The sequence below is a fragment of the Plantactinospora sp. BC1 genome (genome assembly GCF_003030345.1).
Taxonomy (GTDB): Bacteria; Actinomycetota; Actinomycetes; order Mycobacteriales; family Micromonosporaceae; genus Plantactinospora.
Window position 1 is genome coordinate 2,112,727 of sequence record NZ_CP028158.1, and the last position, 23,611, is coordinate 2,136,337.

The following is a 23,611-nucleotide window of genomic DNA, read 5'->3' on the forward strand; positions in this document are numbered from 1 at the left end:
CCACCCCGCACCCAACCCGACGTGAGATCGCCGGGTCAGGGATACCGGGAAGCACCGGGTTACCCGATCGACCTGCAAAGACAGGGCACTAGCGGCCGGGATTGACGTCCGGCTGCGTGGCCAGGTCGACGAAGCCGCGCCACTGTCGAGGAGTGAACGTCAGGACCGGCCCGCGCGGGTCCTTGCTGTCCCGGACGAGGACCCGACCGGGGAGGTTGTCGGCCACCTCGACACAGGATCCGCTGTCGCTGCGGGTCGACTTGCGCCAGTTCGGGGCGTCACTCAGGTCCATTTCTCAGCCGTCCTCGTGATCAGTTCCAGGCTTTGCTCACTGGATAGAGCGTAGGCCCGGATGGCCTCCCAGGCACCCTCAAGATCCGTCGTGGCATCCGGGCTCTCCACGAGCCGACCCTCCAGGTGTCCTTCCAGGAAGCCGACCAACCGGCCGTCCACCGTCGCGATCGCCAGCGCACCGTCCATCCCCACGTAGGCACCGGCGTCGGACGGAACGACCTGCACCCGGATGTGGGGCTGCTCGCAGGCTGTCACCAGGGCTTTCAACTGGTCACGCATGACGTTCGCGTCGCCGACCCGGCGGTGCAGGGCTCCTTCGTCGACGACGGCGACCAACTGACAGGGGTCAGGACGGCGGTGGAGGATCTCCTGTCGGCCGAGCCGCGCCGCCAGCATGCCGTCCAGGGAGTCCGTCTGGAAGCGGTACCCCGTCAGGACAGCTCGCGCGTACGCCTCGGTCTGCAACATGCCGGGAACCAGCAGCGGGTGGTACACCCTGAGCAGGCTCGCCCGGCCCTCGTGCTCGATGAAGGGCCGGTACCAGACGGGGACGAGTTCTCCCTTCACGAACATGCGGTAGAACTCCATGAAGGTGGTGCCGAACGCGCGATCGACAGCTCCCAGATAGTCGGGAAGCGGCGGACGCTCACCTCGTTCCACGGCACCGACGTGCTTCGCCGAGAAGTGGATTCGTTCTCCCCAAGCTTCCTGTGTCAGACCGAAGATCTCCCTGGTACGACGGAGGTCTCTTACCAGATATTCGCTCGCGGACATAGGCTTTCACGTCCCCCAAATCTCTCCAGCCTGATCGTCAAGTTCATCGACCGGGCGGCAAAATGCTGACCGGGCTCGGGAAACGTGCAGTCACAGGTGGGGCCACAGTCCAGGGTGGATTCCAGGTCTTCGCCCAACCCCCGTGGCTGCGCCGAGCCGGAGTGCGTGTCCACGCTTTTCGAGCGGAAGGGAATTGACCATCACCTCTGGCGGAAAATCGGATCCCTGTCACCGCCGATCTTCCGGCGGCTCTGGCGCTCCCCGATCAGCCGTACGAGCTTTCCGGAGCGGTGACGAATCGCCTCAGCGGGGGCGCAGGTCGGTCAGCACCTCGTCCGGGCCGCGCTTCGACGGCGCCGAGCGACGGCAGGCGCCACCCGACGGCGGGCGCGACTGTCCCGGCCGTCGCCCCGGCCGTCCGTCCCGACGGGCAGGCTTGTCAGCCTCGACTCAGATTGCATACTGTAGTCAGCATAACGCATACGGGAAGGCACGCCGCTGCTGCGTCGCCTCGGCGCCGCGCGGACGTCGTACGAGAAGGGAGCAGCCCGTGCGAGTTGCAGTGCTCGGAGCCGGCGCCATCGGCGCGTACGTCGGTGCGTCCCTGTGCCGGGCCGGGGTGGATGTCCAACTGATCGCCCGCGGCGCACACCTGGCCGCGCTGCGGGCAGACGGGGTACGGGTGCACAGTCCCCGGGGAGACTTCGCGGCGCACCCGCACGCCACCGACGACCCGCGCGAGGTCGGGCCGGTGGACTATGTGTTCCTCGGCCTCAAGGCGCATTCCTACGCCTCGGCGGGGCCGCTGCTGGAACCGCTGCTCGGCCCGGAGACCGCCCTGATCGCGGGGCAGAACGGCATCCCGTGGTGGTATTTCCACAAGCTACCGGGGCCGTACGAGGGCCAGCGGATCGAGGCCGTCGACCCGGGCGGGGCGACCTCGGCGGTGATGGCCCCGGAACGGGCGATCGGCTGTGTGGTCTACCCGGCCACGGTGATCGAGTCGCCCGGGGTGATCCGGCACCTGGAGGGGACCCGGTTCTCCATCGGGGAGCCGGACGGCACGATCTCGCAGCGGTGCCAGCGGTTCAGCGACGCGATGGTGGCCGGCGGGCTGAAGTGTCCGGTCGAGCCGCGACTGCGGGACGACATCTGGATCAAATTGATGGGCAACGTGTCGCTGAACCCGATCAGCGCACTGACCAGGGCGACCATGGCGGAGATCTGCGAGAGCCCGGGCACCCGCCGGGTGGTCGAGCAGATGATGGCCGAGACGCTCGACATCGCCAACCGGGTCGGCAGCACGCCGGAGATCTCGATCAGCAAGCGGGTCGAGGGCGCCCGGCGGGTCGGCCACCACAAGACCTCGATGTTGCAGGACCTCGAGGCGGGCAAGGAGATGGAACTCGACGCGGTGGTCGCCGCCGTGGTCGAGATCGCCGACATCACCGGTGCGCCGGCACCCACGCTGCGCACCATCTACGCCGCGACCGAGCTGCTGGCCAAGACCATGGCCCGGCCGGCGCCGACCCCCAGCGTGACGGCGGCCTGACGGGTACGCCACCAGCACCGGCGTACCGGCGAGGCGCCGGGCAGGTATTGCACTGAATCTGCCGACAGAATACTGTATGCAGACCTCCTAACCGGTCCTGCCGGGCACCGGGATCCGGTGCCGGTCAGCCGAGGGACGCACCGGACGCACCGATCCCCGTCCCGGCCCGGCGCTCTCGCCAATCCACAGGACAACTTCCCGACCCACGCCACTACCCGGAGGTCTGAACGCATGGCCAAGATTCCCTGCATGGACGCCGTCGTCTCGGTGCTCGCCTCGGAGGGCGTGGACATCGCCTTCGGCTGCCCCGGTGCCGCGATCCTGCCGCTCTACGCGGCGCTGCGGCGCAGCGACATCCGGCACCTGATCGTCCGGCACGAGGAGGGCGCCACCCACATGGCCGACGGCTGGGCCCGGACCAACGGCCGGGTCGGCGTCGCGATCGGCACCTCCGGCCCGGCCGGTACCAACATGATCACCGGTCTCTACACCGCACAGGCGGACTCCATCCCGATGGTCTGCATCACCGGCCAGGCGCCGACCGCCAAGCTGCACCAGGAGGCGTTCCAGGCGGTCGACATCGTCGAGATCGCCAAGCCGGTGACGAAGTGGGCGGTGCAGGTCAAGGAGGCGGCCCAGGCACCCTGGATCTTCCGGGAGGCGTTCCGGGTCGCCCGCTCCGGGCGCCCCGGTCCGGTACTGATCGACCTGCCGATCGACGTGGCACGGCAGGAGATCGAGTGGGACGCCTCGATCGACGCCCCGCTGCCGGTGACCCGGGTCGAGCCCCACCTGCCCCGGGTGGAGCGGGCCCTGGACCTGCTGCTCGCCGCCGAGCGACCGCTGATCCTGGCCGGTGGCGGGGTGATCATCGGCGGGGCGAGCGACCTGCTCCGGGAGGTCGCCGAGACGCTGAACATCCCGGTCCAGGTCACCCTGATGGGCAAGGGCGCGATCCCGGAGGACCACGACCTCTTCGCCGGGATGACCGGCATCCAGACCACCCAGCGGTGGGGCAACGCCTCCTTCCTGGAATCCGACCTGGTGCTGGCGCTCGGCGCCCGGTTCGGCGACCGGCACACCGGGGACCTGCCGACCTACCGGGGCGACCGGAAGTTCATCCACGTCGACATCGAACCGACCCAGCTCGGCAAGGTGTTCGGCCCGGACCTCGGGATCGTCTCGGACACCGGGGCGTTCCTCGCCGCGCTGCTCGACGCCGTACGGCGCCGGGGGGTGCGGCGGGACCGGGGCGAATGGGTCTCGACGGTCCGCAAGCTGCGCGAGACGCTGCGCCGCCGCGACGACTTCGATTCGGTACCGGTCAAGGCGCCCCGGGTCTTCAAGGAAATCAACGAATTCTTCGGCCCGGACACCTACTTCGTCACGGCGATCGGTCTCTACCAGATCTGGTCCGGACAGTTCCAGCAGGTCTTCAAGCCCCGGCACTACCAGGTCTGCGGCCAGGCCGGCCCGCTGGGTTGGGAGATCCCGGCGGCGATCGGGGTGAAGTCCGCCCGGCCCGACGCCGAGGTGGTCGGGGTGGTCGGCGACTATTCGTTCCAGTTCCTGGTCGAGGAGCTCGCGGTCGCCGCGCAGTACAACATCCCGTTCGTGTTGGTCATGCTGAACAACGAGTATCTCGGGCTGATCCGGCAGGCCGAGATCGGCTACGAGATGAACTACGAGGTGGACATCCACTACGACGAGTACGGCACGGACAACGTCAAAATCATGGAGGCGTACGGCTGCGCCGGCCGCCGGGTACTGCGGCCCGACGAGATCGCCGACGCCCTCGCCTGGGCCAGCAAGGAGGCCCGGCGGACCAGCCGTCCGGTGCTGGTCGAGGTGATGATCGAGCGGGAGGCGAACACCGCGCACGGGCTCTCCATCGCCCAGGTCAACGAGTTCGAGCCGGTACCGGAGGTCGAGTACCGGGACGCGGTCTCGGGCTGAGCCGGCCCGGTGGCCCCCGGGTTCGGGGCCCGTGGCGGAGCGAGCGCGTCCCGGCCTGCGGTCGGGGCGCGCTTGTCGTCAGGACGGCCGTCGCCGAGGCACCAAATGGAATCGTTCCCGATCAATGCTCCTTGCCGACCGAAAAGTGCATCTGGACTACTGTATGCTATAACCCACAATGGGGCGCCAGCGCCCGACCGATTCTCGCAGCCGGAGGTAGTCCATGACCGAATGGGGCGGCTCGGCCTCACCCGCCGGCGGCAGTGGTGGTCGACGACGGCTCGCCTCGGCCCGTCGCGAGCCACGGGCCGTCCGGCAGCCCCTGGAGCGGCCCGCGCCGCTGCGCCAGGCGGTCTACGACGTCATCGCCGAGATGATCATCAACCGTGAGCTGCGCCCCGGCGAGCACCTGGTCGAGAACGAACTCGCGGCCCAGCTCGGCGTCAGCCGGCAACCGGTCCGGGAGGCGCTGCAACGGTTGCAGAGCGAGGGATGGGTGGACCTGCGCCCGGCGCTCGGCGCGTTCGTGCACGTGCCGACCGAGGAGGAGGCCGACCAGCTCCTCGCCACCCGTACCCTGCTGGAGTCCGAGTCGGCCCGGCTGGCGGCCCGACAGGCAACGCCGGAGCAGATCGAGCGGCTGCGCGAGTTGCAGGCCGCCGGGGAGAAGGCGTTGCAGGACGACGACCAGGTGGAGCTGGTCGACGCGAACGCGGCCCTGCACGCGTACGTGGTGGAGATGTCCGGCAACAAGGTCCTCGCCGAGCTGATCGCGATGGTCGACCGGCGGGTGCGGTGGTATTACTCCCCGATCGCCCGCTCCCGGGGCCGGGAGGCCTGGGACGAGCACGCCGAGTTGATCGAGGTGATCGCCAGCCGCAACGGCCGACGGGCCGGCGAGCTGATGCGCAAGCACACCGAGCGCACCCGGGAGAGCTACCACCAGCGCCGCAAGGAGGCCGCCGAACGGGAAGCGCTGGGCTGACCCGCTCCCCCGCTCCCCCCGCACCGTCACGCCGCACGTCCCGTCGACTCCCGACGGGACGTGCGGCGTTGGTTCACGGTGCCCGGTGCGTACGCGTACGGGTCTCCGAGTCCGGCCCGCATCCCCTCACAGCCGGATGGATTTCTTGTTCATGAACTCCTCGATGCCGGCCGCGCCGAGTTCCCGACCCATCCCGGAGCGCTTGATCCCGCCGAACGGCAGGTCGGCCTGCGACCCACCGGCGCTGTTCAGATACACCATGCCGGACTCGATCTGGCCGGCAACCCGGCGCAACCGCTCGGGATCCGTGCCCCAGACGCTGGCGCCGAGCCCGAACGGCGAGTCGTTCGCGATCGCGACCGCCTCCTCCTCGGTCTCCGCCCGGAAGACCAGCACCACCGGACCGAAGATCTCCTCGTAGTAGGCGTCCATCTCGCGGGTCACGTCGGTGAGCACGGTGGCTTCGAGATAGGCGCCGGGCCGGTCGAGCCGACGTCCACCGGTACGCAGCGTCGCCCCCTGCCGGACGGCCTTCTCCACCTGACCGGCCACCTCGTCGGCGGCGGCGACCGAGGCCAGCGGCGGCAGCTTCGTCGCGGGATCACCGGGGTCGCCCGGTACGAAGGTCTCGGCCACGTGCGCGGTCAGCCGCTCGACGAACTCCTCGTAGATGTCGGCGAGCACGATCATCCGCTTCGGCGAGTTGCACGACTGGCCGCAGTTGCGCATCCGGGCGGTCGCGGTGGCCCGCACCGTCTGCTCCATGTCGTCGGTGTCCAGCAGGATCAGCGGGTCGGAGCCGCCCAGCTCCAGGACGACCCGCTTCAGGTTCTTTCCGGCCTCGGCCGCGACCGAGATGCCCGCCCGCTCGCTGCCGGTCAGCGAGACCCCCTGGATGCGGGGGTCCGCGAGTATCCGGGGGACCTGCGAGCTGGACGCGAAGATGTTCACGTACACGTCCTCGGGCACTCCGGCGTCGTGCAGGATCCGCTCGATCGCGACTGCCGACCGGGGGCAGATCGAGGCGTGCTTCAGCAGGATCGTGTTGCCGAGGACCAGGTTCGGCGCCGCGAACCTGGCGATCTGATAGCAGGGGAAGTTCCACGGCATGACGCCGAGCAGCGGCCCGATCGGGTTCTTGGTGATGACTGCCCTGCCGCCCCTGATCTCCAGCGGCTCGTCGGCCAGCAGCGCGGGACCGTTGTCGGCGTAGTACCGGAAGATGTCGACGACGACGCCGATCTCACCGCGCCCCTCGTTGATCCGCTTGCCCATCTCCAGCGTCATCGTCTCCGCCAGCTCGTCGGCGCGCTCGGCGAACAGGTCCGCCGCCCGGGACACGATGCCGGCCCGCTCGGCGACCGGCCGACGCCGCCACGACTGGTACCCGTGGTGGACGCGCTCGATCGCCGCACGGACCTCCGCCTCGGTCGCGTTCTCGATCTTCTCGATCAGTTCACCCGTCGCCGGGTCGGTAACTGTGTACATGGGGATCCACGCCTCCGTTCTCTACCAGCGCTGTGCCGGGACACTCTGTGATTACGCCTGCGTGCTGTGCACAGGCTTGCCGGATGCGAGGCTCCTCGCCGGTCGCGGGGAACGCCCCGGACGGCCGGGATCCGGTCGACGGCGGCGGGCAGCGCCACGGCAGTCGTACCCGGATCGGTCCGGTGGCGGCGACCCGTGAGCCGCCCCGGCGGATCCGCACGGGCGGTCGGCCTCCGGGGCGGCAGCTCGCCGGGCGGCCCGACCACGATGCGGGACGCCCCGCCCACCACGGCGAGTACGCGATCGCGCGTCGCCGGGGCGCCCACCCACGCCGCGGGTTCGTCGGAGCGGTGGCTGGTGTCGTTGTCGTTGCTCAGAACGCGTGAGCCGGCCGAGTCGTCCGGGCGGGACGTTCGACGCCCTCCCCGCCGGCCCGGCCGGTACGGTGCCGCCCGGCCATCGCCCCCGCACCGTGCGGTGCGGGGGTGACGCTCGTGCTCACCGCTGTACCGTGATGCCCTTCGGGTTGAGGTGCGCGATGTTGCCGCTCTCGGTTCCGTCGGTGGGGTCGATGACGCAGTCGATGAGCGCGGGCTTGCCCAGGGCCAGGGCCTCGCGCAGGGCGGCGGTGACCTCCGCCGGTGTCGTCGCCCGGTAGCCCTTCCCGCCGAACGCGGCGATCATGAGGTCGTGCCGGGCCCGCAGGGCGGTCGGTGCCGGATCCTCGGAGGTCGACCCCTCGTCGCCACGGTAGACCCCGCTGTTGTTCAGCACGATCGTGACCACGGGCAGCCCGTAGCGGCAGATCGTCTCCAGCTCCATGCCGCTGAACCCGAACGCGCTGTCGCCCTCGATGGCGACGACCGGGTCTCCGCTCTCGACCGCGGCGGCGATCGCGTACCCCATGCCGATGCCCATCACGCCCCAGGTGCCGCTGTCCAGCCGGTGTCGCGGCACCTGCATGCCGATCGTGTTGCGGGCCAGGTCGAGCGCGTTCGCGCCCTCGTTGACGACGTACGTCTGCGGGTTCTCCCGCAGGACGTCGCGGATGGCCTGCAGGGCGCCGAGGAACTTCATCGGGTGTGCCGTCTCGGCGGCCTTGAGGCGCTTGGCCATCTTGCCGACGTTCTCCGCGGAGCGGGCCGAAAGCTCGTCCCGCCACTGGGTCGGTACGGCGATCTGGCCCGGCTTGGTCCGGTCGATCAGGGCCTGCAGCACCGAGCCGACGTCACCGACGAGCGGCGCCGCGATCGGCTGGTTGCTGTCCAGCTCGGTGCTGGCGATGTCGACCTGGATGAACTTGGCGTCGGGGTTCCACTGCGGTGCGTCGCCGTGCCCGAGCAGCCAGTTCAGGCGCGCACCGACCAGCAGCACGACGTCGGCCCGGCGTAGCGCCAGCGACCTGGTGCTGGCCACCGACTGTGGGTGGTCGTCGGGCAGCAGGCCCTTCGCCATCGACATGGGCAGGTAGGGCACGCCGGTCAGCTCGACGAACTGGCGGATCTCCTCGTCCGCCTGCGCGTACGCCGCGCCCTTGCCGAGCACGACGAGCGGCCGTTCGGCGCCCGCGAGCAGTTCGATCGCGCGGTCCAGGGCGGCGGGTTCGGGCATCTGCCGCGGTGCCGGGTCGACGACCCGCCACAGCGACGCGGCGCCCAGATCGGCATCGATGACCTCGCCGAGGACCGCGGCCGGGATGTCGAGGTAGACCCCGCCCGGTCGGCCGGAGACGGCGGTGCGGATCGCCCGGGCCACGCCTCGGCCGATGTCCTCGGCCCGGTGCACCCGGTAGGCCGCCTTGGCAAACTGTCGGGCCGCCGCGAGCTGGTCCATCTCCTCGTAGTCGCCCCGTTGCAGGTCGACGAGGTGCCGCTCGCTGGAGCCGGAGATCTGCACCATCGGGAAGCAGTTCACGGTGGCGTTGGCCAGCGCCACCAGCCCGTTGAGGAAGCCCGGAGCGGAGACCGTCAGGCAGATTCCCGGCTTCTTCGTCAGGAACCCGGCCGCCGCCGCGGCGTGCCCGGCAGCGCTCTCGTGCCGGAAGCCGATGAAACGGATGCCGGACGCCTGCGCCAGGCGGGCCAGGTCGGTGATCGGGATGCCGACGACGCCGTAGATGGCGTCGACCTCGTTGAGCTTGAGCGCGTCGACGACCAGATGGATCCCGTCGGTGAGTTTCTTCGCACTTACCAGGCCGCCGGCTTCTGACTCCCGAAGGGAAGCGATGGTCATGATCAGGGTCCTCCATCATCGTCGTGCGCACGGGAAGCGACGTCCTTCCCCTCGCCGTCCCTAGAAGTGCATACCGTATGGGGTAGGCAATAATCGTGGACCATGTGACAGCGGGGTGTCTAGGGGGTGGCAGAGACGTTTTCCGGGCAGGCCGGCCCGTACCGGCGCCGAGCTGGCGGTCGCGGGACCGGGCGGCGACGCGGTGGCTTTGGTCACTGGATCGGTTTTTTGTATACCGAAGGCGGTATCCTGGAACCGTCGAACAAGGACCTGTCGCCGGACAGGACGAGCACGAGGACGAGGGTTTGTGGTGACGCAGGACCGGGTAGCTCCACAGAGGAGAGGCCGGCGTACCGTTCACACCACCGACCGGGCCGCCAGGCTGCGGCCCCGCACGGCCGCCGCGGGCGACCCCCGCCGGTCATCGATCCGGCGACAGACATAGATCCGGCCGCCACGCGACGAGGCGTGACGGCGAAGATCCGGCGACCCGGGGTGTGCCCGGGCCCCACCAGGCACACCCGGGTGTCCTGCCGGACCACCGTCCCGGACGGTCTCACGCCGCCCGGTCCGGTGCGCACGGTCCCGGGAAGCGTCGTTTCCCGGGAAGACCGACAAGCAGGAGTGATGCTGTCATGACCACCTGGCGAACGTTCGCACGTTCCCTGACCCGACTCTCCGACCGGCTGGCCCTGCCGACCGGATTCCCGGCTGACGGCCGCTCCCTCGGGCTCGGCCTGGCGGCCGCGCTGGAGAACCAGCGTCGGGCCGCCCGGCCGAGCGACGAGGAGATCGAGCGCTTCCTCCGTGGCTCCGCCTCGGACGAAGACCTGATCAAGGTCTGACGACCGGTCAGACCGCGTCCCGGTCCGCCGTCACGGTGTCGCGGGTAGCGGGGGTTTCGGCCCCCGCTCCCTCCGTGGCGGCGGACTGTCGTTCCGCCCCGTCCCGCCGGGACTTCGCCAGGCTCGCCACGGTGGTGACCAGCAGCGTGCCGACGATGACCCCGAGCGAGACGGCGATCGGCACCGACGGCGCCCAGGAGACCCCGTCGTGGTGCGCCGCCTCCAGCACGAGCTTGACGCCGATGAAGGCCAGGATGAACGCCAGGCCCTTGCTGAGGTACACCAGCCGGTCGAGCAGGCCACCGAGCAGGAAGTAGAGCTGCCGCAGGCCCATCAGCGCGAACGTGTTCGCGGTGAAGACCAGGTACGGCTCCTGGGTCAGTCCGAAGATCGCCGGAATCGAGTCGAGCGCGAACAGCAGGTCGGTGGTACCGATGGCGATCATGACGATCAGCATCGGAGTCACCATCGTCCGACCGTTCAGCCGGACGAAGACCGACGCACCCCGGTACGACTCCGTGGTCGGCAGGATCCGCTTCGCCGTACGGAGGGCGACGTTCTCGGAGAACTCGTCCTCCTGCTGCGGAGCGACCAGCTTGACCGCGGTGTAGATCAGGAACGCGCCGAAGAGGTAGAAGAGCCAGTCGAACCGGGCGACCGCCTGCGCGCCCGCCGCGATGAAGATGCCCCGCATCAGCAGCGCCAGCACGATGCCGATCAGCAGCACCTTCTGCCGATACTGGACCGGCACCGCGAACCGGCTCATGATGATGATGAAGACGAAGAGGTTGTCGACACTGAGCGAGTACTCGGTGAGCCAGCCGGCGAAGAACTGTCCTCCGTAGCTGACCCCCGCCGTCCCCATCACCGCGAACCCGAAGGCGATGGCGGCCAGCACGTAGAAGCTCACCCAGGCGACGCACTCCCGGAAGGCCGGCTCGCGCGGGTTGCGGGCGACCAGGTAGAAGTCGAAGGCGATCATCACCAGGAAGCCGACGATCGTCACGGCCCATACCCAGACCGGCAGGTTCATAGTTCTCCCTTTGCTCGGAACAGGGCCGGTCGGCCGTTACCCCGACCGGCGGCCCGGGCCCGCCGACGGCTCTCCCGGGCCTTCCACTGCGCCTCGGCGTGCCGCAGGTAGAAGGCGTACAGCCGGTCGGCGGCCGGGTTGCGGTGCCGGATCCGGCGCAGCCAGCCCGGTGCGATCCGCTCGTGCAGCCAACTGAACCCGATCGCGAAGCCGAGGCTGACGATCGCCTGGTAGGCCAGGAAGCCGGGCAGGTCCGGCGGCAGCGCCGGCCGGCCGACGACCATCAGGCCGACCAGCATCTCGTGGGTCACCCGGGCGACCGGGAAGCCGATGAACCAGTAGAGCGCCGCCGGGGCGAAGACGCCCGGTGAGGCGATGCCGGTGGCCAGCAGCAGCCCGAAGCCGCCGCCGAGCAGCACCAGCGGCAGGCCGAGCCCCACGCCGGTGGCCAGGGCCCAGCCGACCGGTTGGCCGGCGAGCAGCGCGAGCCCGGCGGCCGCCACCCCGGCGGTCGCCCCGATGCCGGCTCCCGGCAGGGCGAGCTCACCGAGGTGGCGTACTTTGTCGCCGGTCATGTCCTCTCCCCGTTCTGTCCGGTCACAGCGCTTCGCCGGCTCATATGACCACACCGAACCGGATCAGACTGTAGATCAACATCCCGAGATAGAACACCGCGCCGAACCCGATCACGGCGTTCTGCACGATGCCCGGCCGGATCGGCTTCGGCAGCATCCGGTTGTTCACCAGCAGCAGGACGACGCAGTACGCGCCCATCGCGAAGGTGGAGAGGAAGGCCAGTACGTCGAGGATCGCCCCCGGGCCGTCCGCCGGACCGAAGTTCAGGATCAGGATGCCGAAGGTGATGACGCCCCAGAGGAACCCGGCGTACAGCTTCGACATGCTGAACCGCTTCGCCCCGGGTACGAAGTGGTAGGTCATGTCCGCCTGGCCCCGGGAGAACGAGTCGAAGAGGCCGAGCGTGGCGTTGAGACCGATCAGCGCGATGAACCCGAGGAAGACCCCGTGCAGCACCGGCGCCCCGGCCGAGGCGAACGCGTCGGCCATCGCGGTCAGCGCCGCCTCCCGCTCACCGTCGCGGATCACGTCCCCGACGCCCGGGTTCTCCCGGACGGCGGTCTGGGCCAGCACCGTGAACGAGATGGTGACCAGCATCGTGACGCCCCAGAAGAGCAGCAGGGCGTCGAAGGTGACCCAGCGCCGCCAGCCCTTCCACTTCTTCATCTCCTCCGGGTTGTCGGTGTCGAACATGAAGCCGCGGGAGGGCATCTCCTCCTGGTCACCCGCGTGCCGCAGGCCGCGGATCTTCGGGATGTGCGCGCCCATGCCGGCACCGGAGTCCCGCAGGTGCAGCGTGTACCACATCTGCTGCATCCCGGACGGGCCGGCGAAGGCGATCGCACCGACGATCACCGGGAACCAGGCCGCCGACATCGCCTCGCTGGGCAGGTAGCCGAAGTGGAACATCCCGGCGAGGGTCGAGGTGACGTCGCTCCACTGGCCGACGATGGAGGCGACCACCGAGGTGCCGACCACGAGTACGCCGATCAGGATCCCGAGCAGGCTCTCCAGCAGCGGGTAGATCACCTTTGCCAGGCTGAACACCACGCCGACCAGGATCAGTCCGACACAGGCACTGACCGTCCAGGGTATCCCGGTCACCTCCTCGAAGGCGGCGGCGCCGGTGGAGAGGTGTCCGGGCCAGATGTAGACCAGGATCGCCACGCTGAAGAAGAACCACATCAGTGGTTTGAAGACCCGGGCGGCCCCGAAGAAGATGCTCTCCCCGGTGGCCATCGCGTACCGGGCCATCTCCAGCATCACGAAGGCCTGCAGGGTGACACCGATCAGGAAGAGCCACCGGATCTCCGGTCCGAAGATCAGGACCAGCCGGGGCCACATGTACGACTCGCCCATCCCCACGCCGAGCGCGACGAGGAAGACGGTCGGGCCGAGCAGGTGGACCGAGGGCGGAGCCTTGGGCAGCTCCCGGATCGGCATCGGTTCGAGTTTTCCGGCCCGCCACACCCGTTCCTCGGTGGGCGGGGCCGGCGGGACGGCACCGCCGCGCTGCTCGGGCAGCGCCGCGGTACCGGCCGCCGGGGTGGTACTTGTCGGCTGAGTTGGGTAAGGGCTGTTCGAAGCGTCCACGCTGGACCTCCTGGGGACTGTGACGTCGTGCGGAGCCGGAGGACGGGCCGGTTCCGACGCTTGTGTCCGTTGACCCTTGGCCGCGGAGCGGGTCGCCGTGTCGCTTAGTGGCCCCTCCAACTGCCCGGTCGGGTGGAACTGTCGTGCATCGCTCAGCGGCCGTCCGGTTGGCCGCCCAGCAGACCGGCGGAACGTGCCCACCGGTACTTGGCGCCGAGCACCGCGACCGGCTTCTCCGTGGTGTACGGATAGGCGACGATCCCGTGCCGGTACAGGTGCTCGCTGGCCTCCTCGACCTCGACGTCCCCGGCGAGGGAGGCGACCACCGGCTTGTGGATGCCCTTGGCCCGGAACTCCTCGACCACGTCGACGACCAGCTCGGCGAAGACCATCGGCGGGGTGACGATGGTGTGCCAGTAGCCGAGGATCAGCGAGTGGATGCGGGGGTCGGACAGGCCGAGGGCGATGGTGTTGCGGTAGGTGGACGGCGGCTCGCCGCCGGTGATGTCCACCGGGTTGCCGGCCGCGCCGAACGGCGGGATGAACGCGCGGAACGCCTCGTCCAGGTCCGGCGGGATCTCCATCAGGGTGAGCTTGTTGTCCACGCAGGCGTCCGAGAGCAACACTCCGGAACCGCCGGCGCCGGTGATGATGACGACGTTCTCGCCCTGCGGGGTGGGCAGCAGCGGGATGCCCCGGGCGTACTCCAGCAGGTCGTTCAGGCCGGGGGCCCGGATGACGCCGTTGGAGCGCAGGATGTCGTCGTAGACCTTGTCGTTGCCGGCCAGCGCGCCGGTGTGCGAGCTGGCCGCCCTGGCACCCTGGTCGGTGCGGCCCGCCTTGAGCACCACCACCGGCTTGGTCTTCGAGACCCGGCGGGCGGTGTCGGCGAACGACCGGCCGTCCTTGAGGTCCTCCAGGTGCATGGCGATGAGCTGGGTGTTCGGGTCGCTCTCGAAGAAGGTCAGCAGGTCGTCCTCGTCGATGTCGGCCTTGTTGCCGACCCCGACGATCGCGGAGACGCCCATCTTGGCGGCCCGGCTGAAGCCGAGGATCGCCATCCCGATGCCGCCGCTCTGCGAGGAGAGCGCCACCCCGCCCTTGACGTCGTACGGGGTGCAGAACGTCGCCGAGAGGTTCTCCGGGGTGTAGTAGTAGCCGTAGATGTTCGGCCCGAGGATGCGTACCCCGTGTTCGCGGGCGACCCGGACGACCTCGGCCTGCAACTCGTGGTTGCCGGTCTCGCCGAAGCCGGACGGGATCAGGATCGCCCCGGCGACGCCCTTGGCGCCGACCTCGGCCAGCGCCTGCGGCACGAACTTGGCCGGGATGGCGAAGACCGCCACGTCGACCGGGCCGGGCACGTCGGCGATGCTCCTGAACGCCTTACGGTCCAGGATCTCGCTGGCCTTCGGGTTGATCGGGTAGATCTCGCCCTGGTAGCCGCCGTTGACCAGGTTCTTCATCACCGAGTTGCCGATCTTGCCGGCCTCGGCGGAGGCGCCGATCACCGCGACCGAGGCGGGCCGCATGATCCGGTTCATGCTGGCCAGGATCTCCTCGTCGGTGAAGCGCTCCGGCTGCACGGCGGCGGCCGGGTCGACCAGGATCCGCACGTCGACCGCGGTCGCGCCGGCGGCGGTGGCCAGCACCGGGTTGAGGTCCACCTCGGCCAGCTCGGGGAAGTCGGTGACCAGGTTCGACAGCCGGACGACCAGGTCGGCCAGCACCTCCCGGTTGGCCGGCTCGGCGCCGCGTACGCCGCGCAGGATCTCGGCGGCGGCGATCCCGTCGATCATCGACAGGGCGGTCTCGGTGTCGGTCGGGGCGAGCCGGAACTGGACGTCCTTGAGCACCTCGACGAGTACGCCGCCGAGCCCGAACGCGACCACCTTGCCGAAGGTCGGGTCGGTGACCGTACCGACGATGACCTCGTGGCCGGAGTCGAGCTGCTGCTGCACCTGCACCCCGACGATCTTGGCATCCGCCCTGTACGCCCGCGCGTTGCCGAGAATCGTGTCGTACCCGGAAGCCACCTCCTCGGCGGTGCGCAGGCCGACGAGCACGCCGCCGGCCTCGGTCTTGTGCAGGATGTCCGGCGAGACGATCTTGAGTACCACCGGCAGGCCGATCCGCTCGGCCAGCGCCACCGCCTCCTCGGCGCTGCCGGCCAGACCCTCACCCGGGGTGGCGATCCCGTACGCCTCGACCACCAGCCGCCCCTCGGGGGCGGTCAGCGAACTGCGGCCCTCCGCGGCGGCCTGGTCCAGCACCCGCCGCACTGCCTCGCGGTCGTAGCTGCTGTCGTTGGTTGGCATTACGTCGTCTCCTTCAAACGCCGGTGCCGGCGGGCCGGCGGGCCGGGAACGTGCGGGTTCTGGTCGGACGGAGCGGTGGGGCGGTGCGGTGCCGGGCGCCGCCGTGACGGCGCCCGGCCGCTTCAGACGGCGCCGGCGGCGCGCAGCTCGCCGACCTGCTCCTCGGAGTAGCCCAGCTCGCCGAGGACCTGGAGGGTGTGCTCGCCGAGCAGCGGCGAGCGCTCCACCTCGACCTGCGAGTCGGAGAGCTTGATCGGGTTGCCGACGGTCTTGTACGCGCCCCGGGCGGGATGGTCGACCTCGACCACCGAGCCGAGCTGGGCGAGGGTCTCGTCCTCGATCAGCTCCCTCGTCGACAGGATCGGCCCGCACGGGATGTTGTACGCGTTGAGCTTCTCCATGACCTCCCGCTTGGTGTGCCGCTCGGTCCACTCCTCGATCAGCGCGAACGCCTTGTCGAGTTTGTTCAGCCGCACCTGCGGGGTGTTCCAGGCGGGGTCGTCGGCCAGCTCGGGCTTGCCGATCAGCTCGCAGAGCGGCTTCCAGCCCACCGGCTGGATGATCACGTAGATGTAGTCGTTCGGCCCGCCGGGGGCGCAGCGCACCGCCCAGCCGGGCTGGCCGCCGCCGGAGGCGTTGCCGGAGCGCGGCACCTCGTCGCCGAAGGTCTCGTTCGGGTACTCCCCCAGCGGGCCGTGCGCCAGCCGCTGCTGGTCGCGCAGCTTGACCCGGCAGAGGTTGAGCACCGCGTCCTGCATGGCGACCTGGACCCGCTGGCCCCGCCCGGTGCGGGTGCGCTGGTAGAGCGCGGCGAGGATGCCGGCGACCAGGTGGATGCCGGTGCCGGAGTCGCCGATCTGCGCTCCGGTGGCGGTCGGCGGTCCGTCCTCGAAGCCGGTGGTGCTCATCGCCCCGCCCATCGCCTGGGCGATCACCTCGTACGCCTTGAAGTTGGCGTAGCGGCCCGGCCCGAAGCCCTTGATCGAGGCGTAGACCAGGCCGGGGTTGATCTCCTGTAGCCGCTCCCAGGGGAAGCCGAACCGCTCCACCACGCCGGGGCCGAAGTTCTCCACCAGGATGTCCACTCCGGAGACCAGCCGGGTGAAGACCTCCTTGCCCTGCTCGTGCTTCATGTTCAGCGTGATGCTGCGCTTGTTGCTGTTGAGCATGGTGAAGTAGAGGCTGTCGACGTCCGGGATGTCGCGTAGCTGGGTACGGGTGATGTCACCCTGGCCCGGTGCCTCCAACTTGATCACGTCCGCGCCCAGCCACGCCAGGATCTGCGTGGACGAGGGGCCGGACTGTACGTGCGTCATGTCGAGGACCCGTACGCCCTCCAGCGCCTTACCCATTCCAACCTCCTGTGCGCGCCCCGCCCCGGCACTGCCGGCCGTGGAGCTGATGCCTCGGTTGCCCTGCCCTGCCGTCGCGGTTGCCGTGGACCGGTGCCCCGGTCCACCCCTTCCTCGGGATTGCATACCGTATGGGGTAGGCAATATCGTGGCGCATGTAACAGCGGGGTGTCTAGGGGGTAGCGGGACGTTTTCCGCCGAAGTCAGCGAGGCCCAGGCGGTACGACCCCCGTTCGTCAGCGCGGGCCAGAGCCCGGATCCGCTCCCCGGCACCCCACCCCGGTCCGATCTCTGCACACCCGGTCCGGTCTCCACTCCCCCGTCTCTCCGCCGCCCGTCCGGGAACCACCCCGGCGGGCCGTCGGAGGCAACCCACCGAAGGTCGAGAAGAAGGGAGGCCCGGTGGACCTGTTGGAGCACCAGGCACAGGAACTCTTCGCCAAGCACGGCGTACCGGTCAGCCGCAACCGGGTGGCCAGCACCCCCGACGAGGCACACGCCGCCGCCACCGAGATCGGTGGCCGGGTCGTGGTCAAGGCACAGGTCAAGACCGGCGGCCGGGGCAAGGCCGGCGGGGTCAAACTGGCCGACGGGCCGGACGCGGCCCGGGAGGTCGCCGACCGGATCCTCGGCATGGACATCAGGGGCCACACCGTGCACCGGGTGCTGGTCACCGAGGCCAGCGACATCGCCGACGAGTATTACGTGTCCTTCCTGCTCGACCGGTCCAACCGGTCGTTCCTGGCCCTCGCCTCCGCGCAGGGCGGCGTCGAGATCGAGCAGGTGGCGGCGGAGAACCCGGCGGCGCTCGCCCGGGCCCGGGTGGACCCGGCCGACGGCTTCGACCTGGCAAGCGCACGCCGGCTGGCCGCCGACGCCGGCCTGCCCGACGAGGTACGCGAGGACGTGGCCCGGGTACTCGTCCGGCTCTGGCACGTGTTCCGCTCCGAGGACGCCACCCTGGTCGAGATCAACCCGCTGGCCCGGCTCGCCGACGGCAGCGTACGGGCCCTGGACGGCAAGGTGACGCTGGACGACAACGCCCGGTTCCGCCAACCCGGGCACCCGCAGTACGTCGACATCAGCGCCACCGACCCGCTGGAGGTCAGGGCCGCCGAGAAACACCTCAACTACGTCAAGCTGGACGGCTCCGTCGGAGTGATCGGAAACGGCGCCGGTCTGGTGATGAGCACCCTCGACGTGGTCGCCTACGCCGGTGAGCAGTACGGCGGGATCCGGCCGGCCAACTTCCTCGACATCGGCGGCGGCGCCTCGGCCGAGGTGATGGCGAACGGCCTGGAGATCATCCTCAGCGATCCCGACGTACGCAGCGTCTTCGTCAACGTCTTCGGCGGGATCACCGCCTGCGACGCGGTCGCCGACGGCATCGTCGCGGCGTTCGGGCTGCTCACCGGCAGAGGCGAGACGATCAGCAAGCCGCTGGTCGTCCGGCTCGACGGCAACAACGCCGCACAGGGGCGGCAGATCCTCACCGAGGCGGCGCTATCGGGCGTACGGCTGGTGGACACGATGGACGGTGCGGCGCGGCTCGCCGCCGAACTCGCCGGCAAGGGGGCGTGACGACGATGGCAATCTTCCTCACCGAGAAGAGCCGGGTGCTGGTCCAGGGCATCACCGGCACCGAGGGCACCAGGCACACCCGCCGGATGGTCGCCGCCGGCACCAACATCGTCGCCGGGGTCACCCCGGGCAAGGGCGGCCGGGACGTCGACGGCATCCCGGTCTTCGACAACTGCGCCGAGGCGGTCCGGGCGACCGGGGCCGACGTGACGGTGGTCTTCGTACCGCCCCGGTTCGCCAAGGCGGCCGTGCTGGAGGCGGTCGACGCCCGCCTCGGCCTGGCCGTGGTGCTCACCGAGGGGATCCCGGTGCACGACACCGCCGAGTTCTGGGCGTACGCCCGGAGCACCGGCAACCAGACCCGGATCATCGGACCGAACTGCCCGGGGCTGATCAGTCCCGGACAGTCCAACGCCGGCATCATCCCGGCCGACATCACCAAGCGGGGCCGGATCGGCCTGGTCAGCAAGAGCGGCACCCTGACCTACCAGATGATGTACGAGCTGCGCGACTTCGGCTTCTCCACCTGCGTCGGCATCGGCGGCGACCCGATCGTCGGCACCACGCACATCGACTGCCTCCAGGCGTTCGAGGACGATCCGGAGACCGAGGCGATCGTGATGATCGGCGAGATCGGCGGGGACGCGGAGGAGCGTGCGGCGGCGTACATCGCCGAGCACGTCAGCAAGCCGGTGGTCGGCTACGTCGCCGGGTTCACCGCGCCGGAGGGGAAGACGATGGGGCATGCCGGGGCGATCGTCTCCGGGTCGTCCGGTACGGCACTGGCCAAGCAGGAGGCGCTGGAGGCGGTCGGGGTCCGGGTCGGCCGGACCCCGTCCGAGACCGCCGCGCTGATGCGCGAGACGTTGCTGGCGCGCTGATCCGCGAGGCGTTGCCGAGGCGCTGACCGTCGGCGGGGACGCCGGGTGCCGGATCGGGCGGACGCGACCGGCACCCGGCGACCGCCGTACCCGAGAGGTCGGCGCCGGTCCGGGCGGAGGCCGACACCTCCGCCCGGACCCCTCGCCGCACCGGGCACACGACGAAGCCGCCGCGGCCGGGGTACGGCCGCGGCGAACTTTTCGGAGGGTCAGGCAGACAGGATGCTCGGGGCCCGCCGGGTCAGCCGGTGCGCCCCGGCGTAGACGTTCATCGAACTGCCGCGCAGGAAGCCGACCAGGGTGAGCCCGGCGTCGGCGGCCAGGTCGGCGGCGAGCGAGGAGGGCGCGGAGACCGCCGTCAGGGCCGGGATGCCGGCCATCACCGCCTTCTGCACCAGTTCGAACGAGGCCCGCCCGCTGACCATCAGCACCGTGCCGCGCAGCGGCACCCGGCCGTTGCGCAGCGCCCAGCCGACCACCTTGTCCACCGCGTTGTGCCGGCCGACGTCCTCGCGCAGGCAGTGCAGCCGACCGTCGGCGGAGAAGAGCGCCGCCGCGTGCAGCCCACCGGTCCGGTCGAAGACCCGCTGCGCGGCACGCAGGGTGTCCGGCAGCGCGCTGACCACGTCGGGGTCGAGCCGGAGCGGGTCGTCCGCCACCGACCAGGTTGCGATGGTACGCACCGCGTCCAGGCTGGCCTTGCCGCAGAGCCCGCAGGAGGAGGTGGTGTAGAAGTTGCGCTCCAGCGACGGGTCCGGCGGTGCCACCCCGGCCGCCAGCACCACGTCGACCACGTTGTAGGTGTTCACCCCGTCGGCGGTGGCGCCCGCGCAGTAGCGGATCCCGGCGATCTCACCGGTGGCGCGTACCACGCCCTCGCTGACCAGGAAGCCGGCCGCCAGGTCGAAGTCGTCGCCCGGGGTCCGCATGGTCACCACCAGGGAACGCCCGTTCACCCGGATCTCCAGTGGCTCCTCGGCCGCCAGCGTGTCCATCGGCTCGCTGACCTCGCCGTCGACGATCCGGACCACCCGGCGTCGACTCGTCACCCGTCCCATTCCGCCCACCACCCGTTCCTCGCGCTGTCCCGTGCCTCCGGCCGGCCCCGCTGCACGCGGGGTCCACCGGCTGACCTCTGGCCCGCCCCGGAGCCGGTCGACCTCCGTCCGCCCTAGAGCCGGTCGGCGCGCAGCGGCGACGGGAGCCGGACCATCGCCAGTCCGGGCTGGCGCATCCAGCGGGTCAGCGCCGCGCCGAAGAGCCCCAGCGAACCGGCCACCAGGAACGGCAACACGGAGTCCGGAGTGGTCACCACCAGCCCGGCGAGCACGATGCCGAGCAGCCCGCCGACCGACTTGCCGGTGTAGACGATGCCGTAGTTCGGCACCGTGGCGGCGTCACCGAACCAGTCCCGGACCAGGCTGACCAGCAGCGAGTAGCCGGCTCCGGTGCCGGCGCCGGCCAGCGCGGCGAAGCCCACCACGGCGGCCGGGTGGTTGTCGTTGGTCGCCGCCGCGAGCAGGCCGAACTGGGCGATCCCGCCGACCAGCAGGGAGAGGCCCAGGGTGCCGCGCCGGCCGATCCGGTCGGAGAGCGAACTGGTCACCGCCCGCCCGATCCCGTTCGACGCGGCCAGCGCGCCGATCCCGGCCACCAGGGTCAGCGCCGGCAGCCCCTGGGTGTACGCGGCACCGGCCAGGTACGCGATGTCGAACAGCGCCATCGTCGCGGTGAGTACCACCACCACGAACATCAACGGCAGCATGCCGCTGCGTACCGCCGCCCGGGGCGGGTAGGGGCGGGCGGCGGGGCGGTTGTGCGGGATGCTGCGGTTGAGCCGCCGGTCGACCGCCCAGCGCCGCGGGTCGATGTGCGCCGGCCACCAGTTGCGGGGCGGCTTGCGCATCAGCATGCCGCAGAGGGCCACCACGGCGAAGACGGCGACGGCGGTCCCGGTCAGCACGGTCGTCCGGTTGCCGGCGTCCAGGCCGTAGCCGGCGAGCACGACGAACGGGATCGACCCGTAGCCGAACGCGGCGCTGACCACCGCCACCCGGCCGGCGATCCGCTCCGGGAACCACTCGGTGACGCAGGCGATGCAGGTCATGTAGACCAGTCCGGCGCCGACGCCGCCGAGCACCGAGTAGCCGAGCAGCACGGTACCGAGGTCGGCCCGGTGCGCCAGGGTGAGCAGTGCGGCGAGGCAGCAGGCGGCGCCGACGAGCATCGGTACGACCAGCCGGCCGCCGAGCCGCTGGTACCACCACCCGGCCAGTGGCGAGCTGGCCGCCTGGCAGACCACCCAGAGGGCGAGTACCCCGAACGCCTGCCACAGGCTCCAGCCGTTCGCCTCGATCAGGGTGGGCAGGGCGGCGCCGTAGCCGTACTGGAACAGGCTGATCGCCAGCATGGCGGCCCAGGGCAGCAGCAGCATCCACGCCCGGGACCGGCCCAGCAGGGCGCGGTCGGTCTCGCCGATCCGGTAGCGGCGGCCGTAGAGGTCGCTGATCTCGCGCACCGCCGTGTCGTTGCTGGAGTCCGTCATCTGGTGCCTCCAACTGGCCACTGTATACTGTATGTTGAGTGCACTATTCTCTACCACGGACGGGGAACTGTCCAGGTCGATCGGGCGGACCGAGGAGATGGCATGAGCGTGCTGGACGAATGGACCCGACAGGCCATCGACGAACTCGGTCTCGACCCGGCGGTGCTGGACCAGCGGCTCGTGCTGGACGTCGCCCGGGACGTCGCGCACGGCGTCACCCGCCCCGCCGCACCGCTCGGCGCCTTCCTGCTCGGCGTGGTGGTCGGCCAGGGCGCCACCCTGCCAGAGGCGGCGGACCGGCTGACCCGGCTCGCGCAGGAGTGGTCCCGGCGGGACGCCGGACGATGAGCGCCGTCGCCTGGCCCGAGGCCCGGCGGTACGCCCGGAGCGCCGCCCGCCCCCTCGGCGCCGTGCAGCGGCCGCTGGCCGAGACCGTCGGCTCCGCCCTGGCGGTGCCACTCGTCGCCCTCTCCGCACTGCCCGCCTACGACAGCGCCGCGATGGACGGGTACGCGGTGTCCGGACCCGGCCCGTGGCGGCTCACCGGGCGGGTACTCGCCGGAGATCCCGGCACGCCGACCCCGCTGGCCGCCGGAGACGCCGTGGAGATCGGCACCGGTGCGGTGGTGCCGGCCGGCGCCGACGCGGTGCTGCCGTACGAGCGGGCCACCCGGACGGACCGGACGGTGCACGGCCGGATCGAGCCCGGCCGGCACGTACGCCGCCGGGGCGAGGACTGTCCGGTCGGCCAGGAGGTACTGCCGGCCGGCACGGTCGTCAACCCGGTCGTGCTCGGGCTGGCCGCCAGCCTCGGGCACGACACGCTGACCGTGCACCGGCAGCCGAGGGTCGGCATGGTGGTGACCGGAGCGGAGCTGCGCACCGCCGGCATCCCGACGGCGGGACAGGTCCGGGACGCGATCGGGCCGATGCTGCCGGGGCTGGTCCGGTCCGCCGGAGCCGAGCTGGCTTGGTCCACCCGGATCGCCGACGACGCCTCCGCGCTGGTCGCCGCGCTGCTGCGCTCCGACGCCGACGTGCTGGTGGTCTGCGGAGCCACCTCGGCCGGCGCCGCCGACCACCTGCGCCGGGCCCTGGACACGCTCGCCGCCGAGGTCCCGGTACGCGGCGTCGCCTGCCGGCCGGGACATCCGCAACTCCTGGCCGGGCTGCCGGACGGCCGGTTCGTGGTCGGGCTGCCCGGCAACCCGTACGCGGCCCTGGTCGCCGCGCTGACCCTGCTCTCCCCGCTGCTCGGCCGGCTGGCCGGGCGTACCGAACCGGCGACGGTGACCGCGACGCTGGCCGGGCCGGTGGCACCGCACGACCGGGACACCCGGTTGGTGCCGGTGGCCCGGGTCGGGTCGGCGGCGCTGCCGGTCGGGCACGACCGCCCCGGTTCACTCTGGGGCGCCGCCGGGGCGGACGCGCTCGCGGTCGTCCCGCCGGGCTGGGCCGGCGCCGAGGTCGAACTGCTCCCGCTGCCGAGCGCCGAAACCGCGCTGACGTCGCCGGCACCGGTTTCGTGCCGACCGGTCGTCGCCGCCACGGCCTGAGGGCGTGGCCCGTCCCCGGCTGCCCGCGTCCGGCACCCGGGCTCGCCGGG

Annotated in this window: 19 protein-coding genes; 8 read left to right on the plus strand and 11 right to left on the minus strand. The window is 70.9% G+C overall.

Annotation, left to right across the window (positions count from 1 at the left end):
* Positions 1 to 88 precede the first annotated feature (88 nt).
* Entirely contained in the window at positions 89 to 292 is a 204-nt protein-coding gene (locus C6361_RS08960) for a DUF397 domain-containing protein (RefSeq protein ID WP_107267444.1), read from the minus strand.
* On the minus strand, positions 283 to 1,068 hold the full coding sequence (locus tag C6361_RS08965; RefSeq protein ID WP_107267445.1) for a helix-turn-helix transcriptional regulator: 786 nt from the start codon (positions 1,066 to 1,068) through the stop codon (positions 283 to 285). The genes C6361_RS08960 and C6361_RS08965 overlap by 10 nt, the downstream gene beginning before the upstream one ends.
* Before the next feature lie 550 nt (positions 1,069 to 1,618).
* On the opposite strand from C6361_RS08965, the gene C6361_RS08970 reads away from it, so the two are divergent.
* The 3 genes from C6361_RS08970 to C6361_RS08980 all read left to right on the plus strand — a co-directional run bounded on the left by C6361_RS08970 (position 1,619) and on the right by C6361_RS08980 (position 5,561).
* Positions 1,619 to 2,620, plus strand: coding sequence for a 2-dehydropantoate 2-reductase (locus C6361_RS08970; protein WP_107267446.1), 1,002 nt, complete (start codon positions 1,619 to 1,621; stop codon positions 2,618 to 2,620).
* A 231-nt stretch (positions 2,621 to 2,851) separates the two neighbouring features.
* Positions 2,852 to 4,576, plus strand: a complete 1,725-nt coding sequence (gcl, locus tag C6361_RS08975) for a glyoxylate carboligase (protein WP_107267447.1) — start codon at positions 2,852 to 2,854, stop codon at positions 4,574 to 4,576.
* A 223-nt stretch (positions 4,577 to 4,799) separates the two neighbouring features.
* On the plus strand, positions 4,800 to 5,561 hold the full coding sequence (locus C6361_RS08980) for a GntR family transcriptional regulator (protein ID WP_101365491.1): 762 nt from the start codon (positions 4,800 to 4,802) through the stop codon (positions 5,559 to 5,561).
* A 126-nt stretch (positions 5,562 to 5,687) separates the two neighbouring features.
* Here the strand turns inward: C6361_RS08980 and C6361_RS08985 are convergent, their stop codons facing one another.
* Positions 5,688 to 7,049, minus strand: a complete 1,362-nt coding sequence (locus C6361_RS08985) for an NAD-dependent succinate-semialdehyde dehydrogenase (protein WP_107267448.1) — start codon at positions 7,047 to 7,049, stop codon at positions 5,688 to 5,690.
* A 498-nt stretch (positions 7,050 to 7,547) separates the two neighbouring features.
* Positions 7,548 to 9,281 carry an oxalyl-CoA decarboxylase gene (oxc, locus tag C6361_RS08990; RefSeq protein WP_107257104.1) on the minus strand — a complete coding sequence of 578 codons (1,734 nt, stop codon included), beginning with the start codon at positions 9,279 to 9,281 and terminating at the stop codon, positions 7,548 to 7,550.
* 635 nt (positions 9,282 to 9,916) lie between these two features.
* On the opposite strand from oxc, the gene C6361_RS08995 reads away from it, so the two are divergent.
* Positions 9,917 to 10,126: a hypothetical protein gene (locus C6361_RS08995; RefSeq protein ID WP_107257106.1), complete on the plus strand. Its 210-nt coding sequence runs from the start codon at positions 9,917 to 9,919 to the stop codon at positions 10,124 to 10,126.
* Between the two features lie 7 nt (positions 10,127 to 10,133).
* Here the strand turns inward: C6361_RS08995 and C6361_RS09000 are convergent, their stop codons facing one another.
* From C6361_RS09000 to frc, 5 genes are all read right to left on the minus strand, one after another.
* On the minus strand, positions 10,134 to 11,159 hold the full coding sequence (locus tag C6361_RS09000; protein ID WP_107257108.1) for a TerC family protein: 1,026 nt from the start codon (positions 11,157 to 11,159) through the stop codon (positions 10,134 to 10,136).
* Positions 11,156 to 11,734, minus strand: coding sequence for a hypothetical protein (locus tag C6361_RS09005; RefSeq protein ID WP_107267449.1), 579 nt, complete (start codon positions 11,732 to 11,734; stop codon positions 11,156 to 11,158). Before C6361_RS09005 ends, C6361_RS09000 begins: the two co-directional genes overlap by 4 nt.
* Positions 11,735 to 11,774: 40 nt before the next feature.
* A complete protein-coding gene (locus C6361_RS09010) occupies positions 11,775 to 13,178 on the minus strand; it encodes an Nramp family divalent metal transporter (protein ID WP_107263687.1) in 1,404 nt (467 codons plus the stop codon).
* A gap of 302 nt (positions 13,179 to 13,480) precedes the next feature.
* Positions 13,481 to 15,646: an acetate--CoA ligase family protein gene (locus C6361_RS09015; protein WP_107257112.1), complete on the minus strand. Its 2,166-nt coding sequence runs from the start codon at positions 15,644 to 15,646 to the stop codon at positions 13,481 to 13,483.
* Positions 15,647 to 15,768: 122 nt separating this feature from the next.
* Entirely contained in the window at positions 15,769 to 16,998 is a 1,230-nt protein-coding gene (gene frc / locus C6361_RS09020) for a formyl-CoA transferase (protein WP_107257113.1), read from the minus strand.
* A 402-nt stretch (positions 16,999 to 17,400) separates the two neighbouring features.
* Here frc and sucC point away from each other — a divergent pair, with 402 nt between their 5' ends.
* Both sucC and sucD read left to right on the plus strand, forming a co-directional pair.
* A complete protein-coding gene (sucC, locus tag C6361_RS09025) occupies positions 17,401 to 18,579 on the plus strand; it encodes an ADP-forming succinate--CoA ligase subunit beta (RefSeq protein ID WP_107267450.1) in 1,179 nt (392 codons plus the stop codon).
* 5 nt (positions 18,580 to 18,584) lie between these two features.
* Positions 18,585 to 19,460, plus strand: coding sequence for a succinate--CoA ligase subunit alpha (gene sucD, locus C6361_RS09030; protein WP_107263688.1), 876 nt, complete (start codon positions 18,585 to 18,587; stop codon positions 19,458 to 19,460).
* A 209-nt stretch (positions 19,461 to 19,669) separates the two neighbouring features.
* Here the strand turns inward: sucD and fdhD are convergent, their stop codons facing one another.
* A complete protein-coding gene (gene fdhD, locus C6361_RS09035; RefSeq protein WP_107267451.1) occupies positions 19,670 to 20,518 on the minus strand; it encodes a formate dehydrogenase accessory sulfurtransferase FdhD in 849 nt (282 codons plus the stop codon).
* Positions 20,519 to 20,631: 113 nt separating this feature from the next.
* Complete coding sequence (locus tag C6361_RS09040; RefSeq protein ID WP_107267452.1) at positions 20,632 to 22,005, minus strand: OFA family MFS transporter; 1,374 nt, start codon at positions 22,003 to 22,005, stop codon at positions 20,632 to 20,634.
* A 102-nt stretch (positions 22,006 to 22,107) separates the two neighbouring features.
* On the opposite strand from C6361_RS09040, the gene C6361_RS09045 reads away from it, so the two are divergent.
* Together C6361_RS09045 and C6361_RS09050 are read left to right on the plus strand one after the other, a co-directional pair.
* Positions 22,108 to 22,353 (plus strand): DUF6457 domain-containing protein, encoded by a 246-nt coding sequence (locus C6361_RS09045; RefSeq protein WP_107267453.1) that lies wholly within the window; start codon positions 22,108 to 22,110, stop codon positions 22,351 to 22,353.
* The gene (locus tag C6361_RS09050) at positions 22,350 to 23,561 is read left to right on the plus strand and encodes a molybdopterin molybdotransferase MoeA (protein ID WP_107270840.1); all 1,212 of its coding nucleotides are present in this window, start codon (positions 22,350 to 22,352) and stop codon (positions 23,559 to 23,561) included. The genes C6361_RS09045 and C6361_RS09050 overlap by 4 nt, the downstream gene beginning before the upstream one ends.
* Positions 23,562 to 23,611 lie beyond the last annotated feature (50 nt).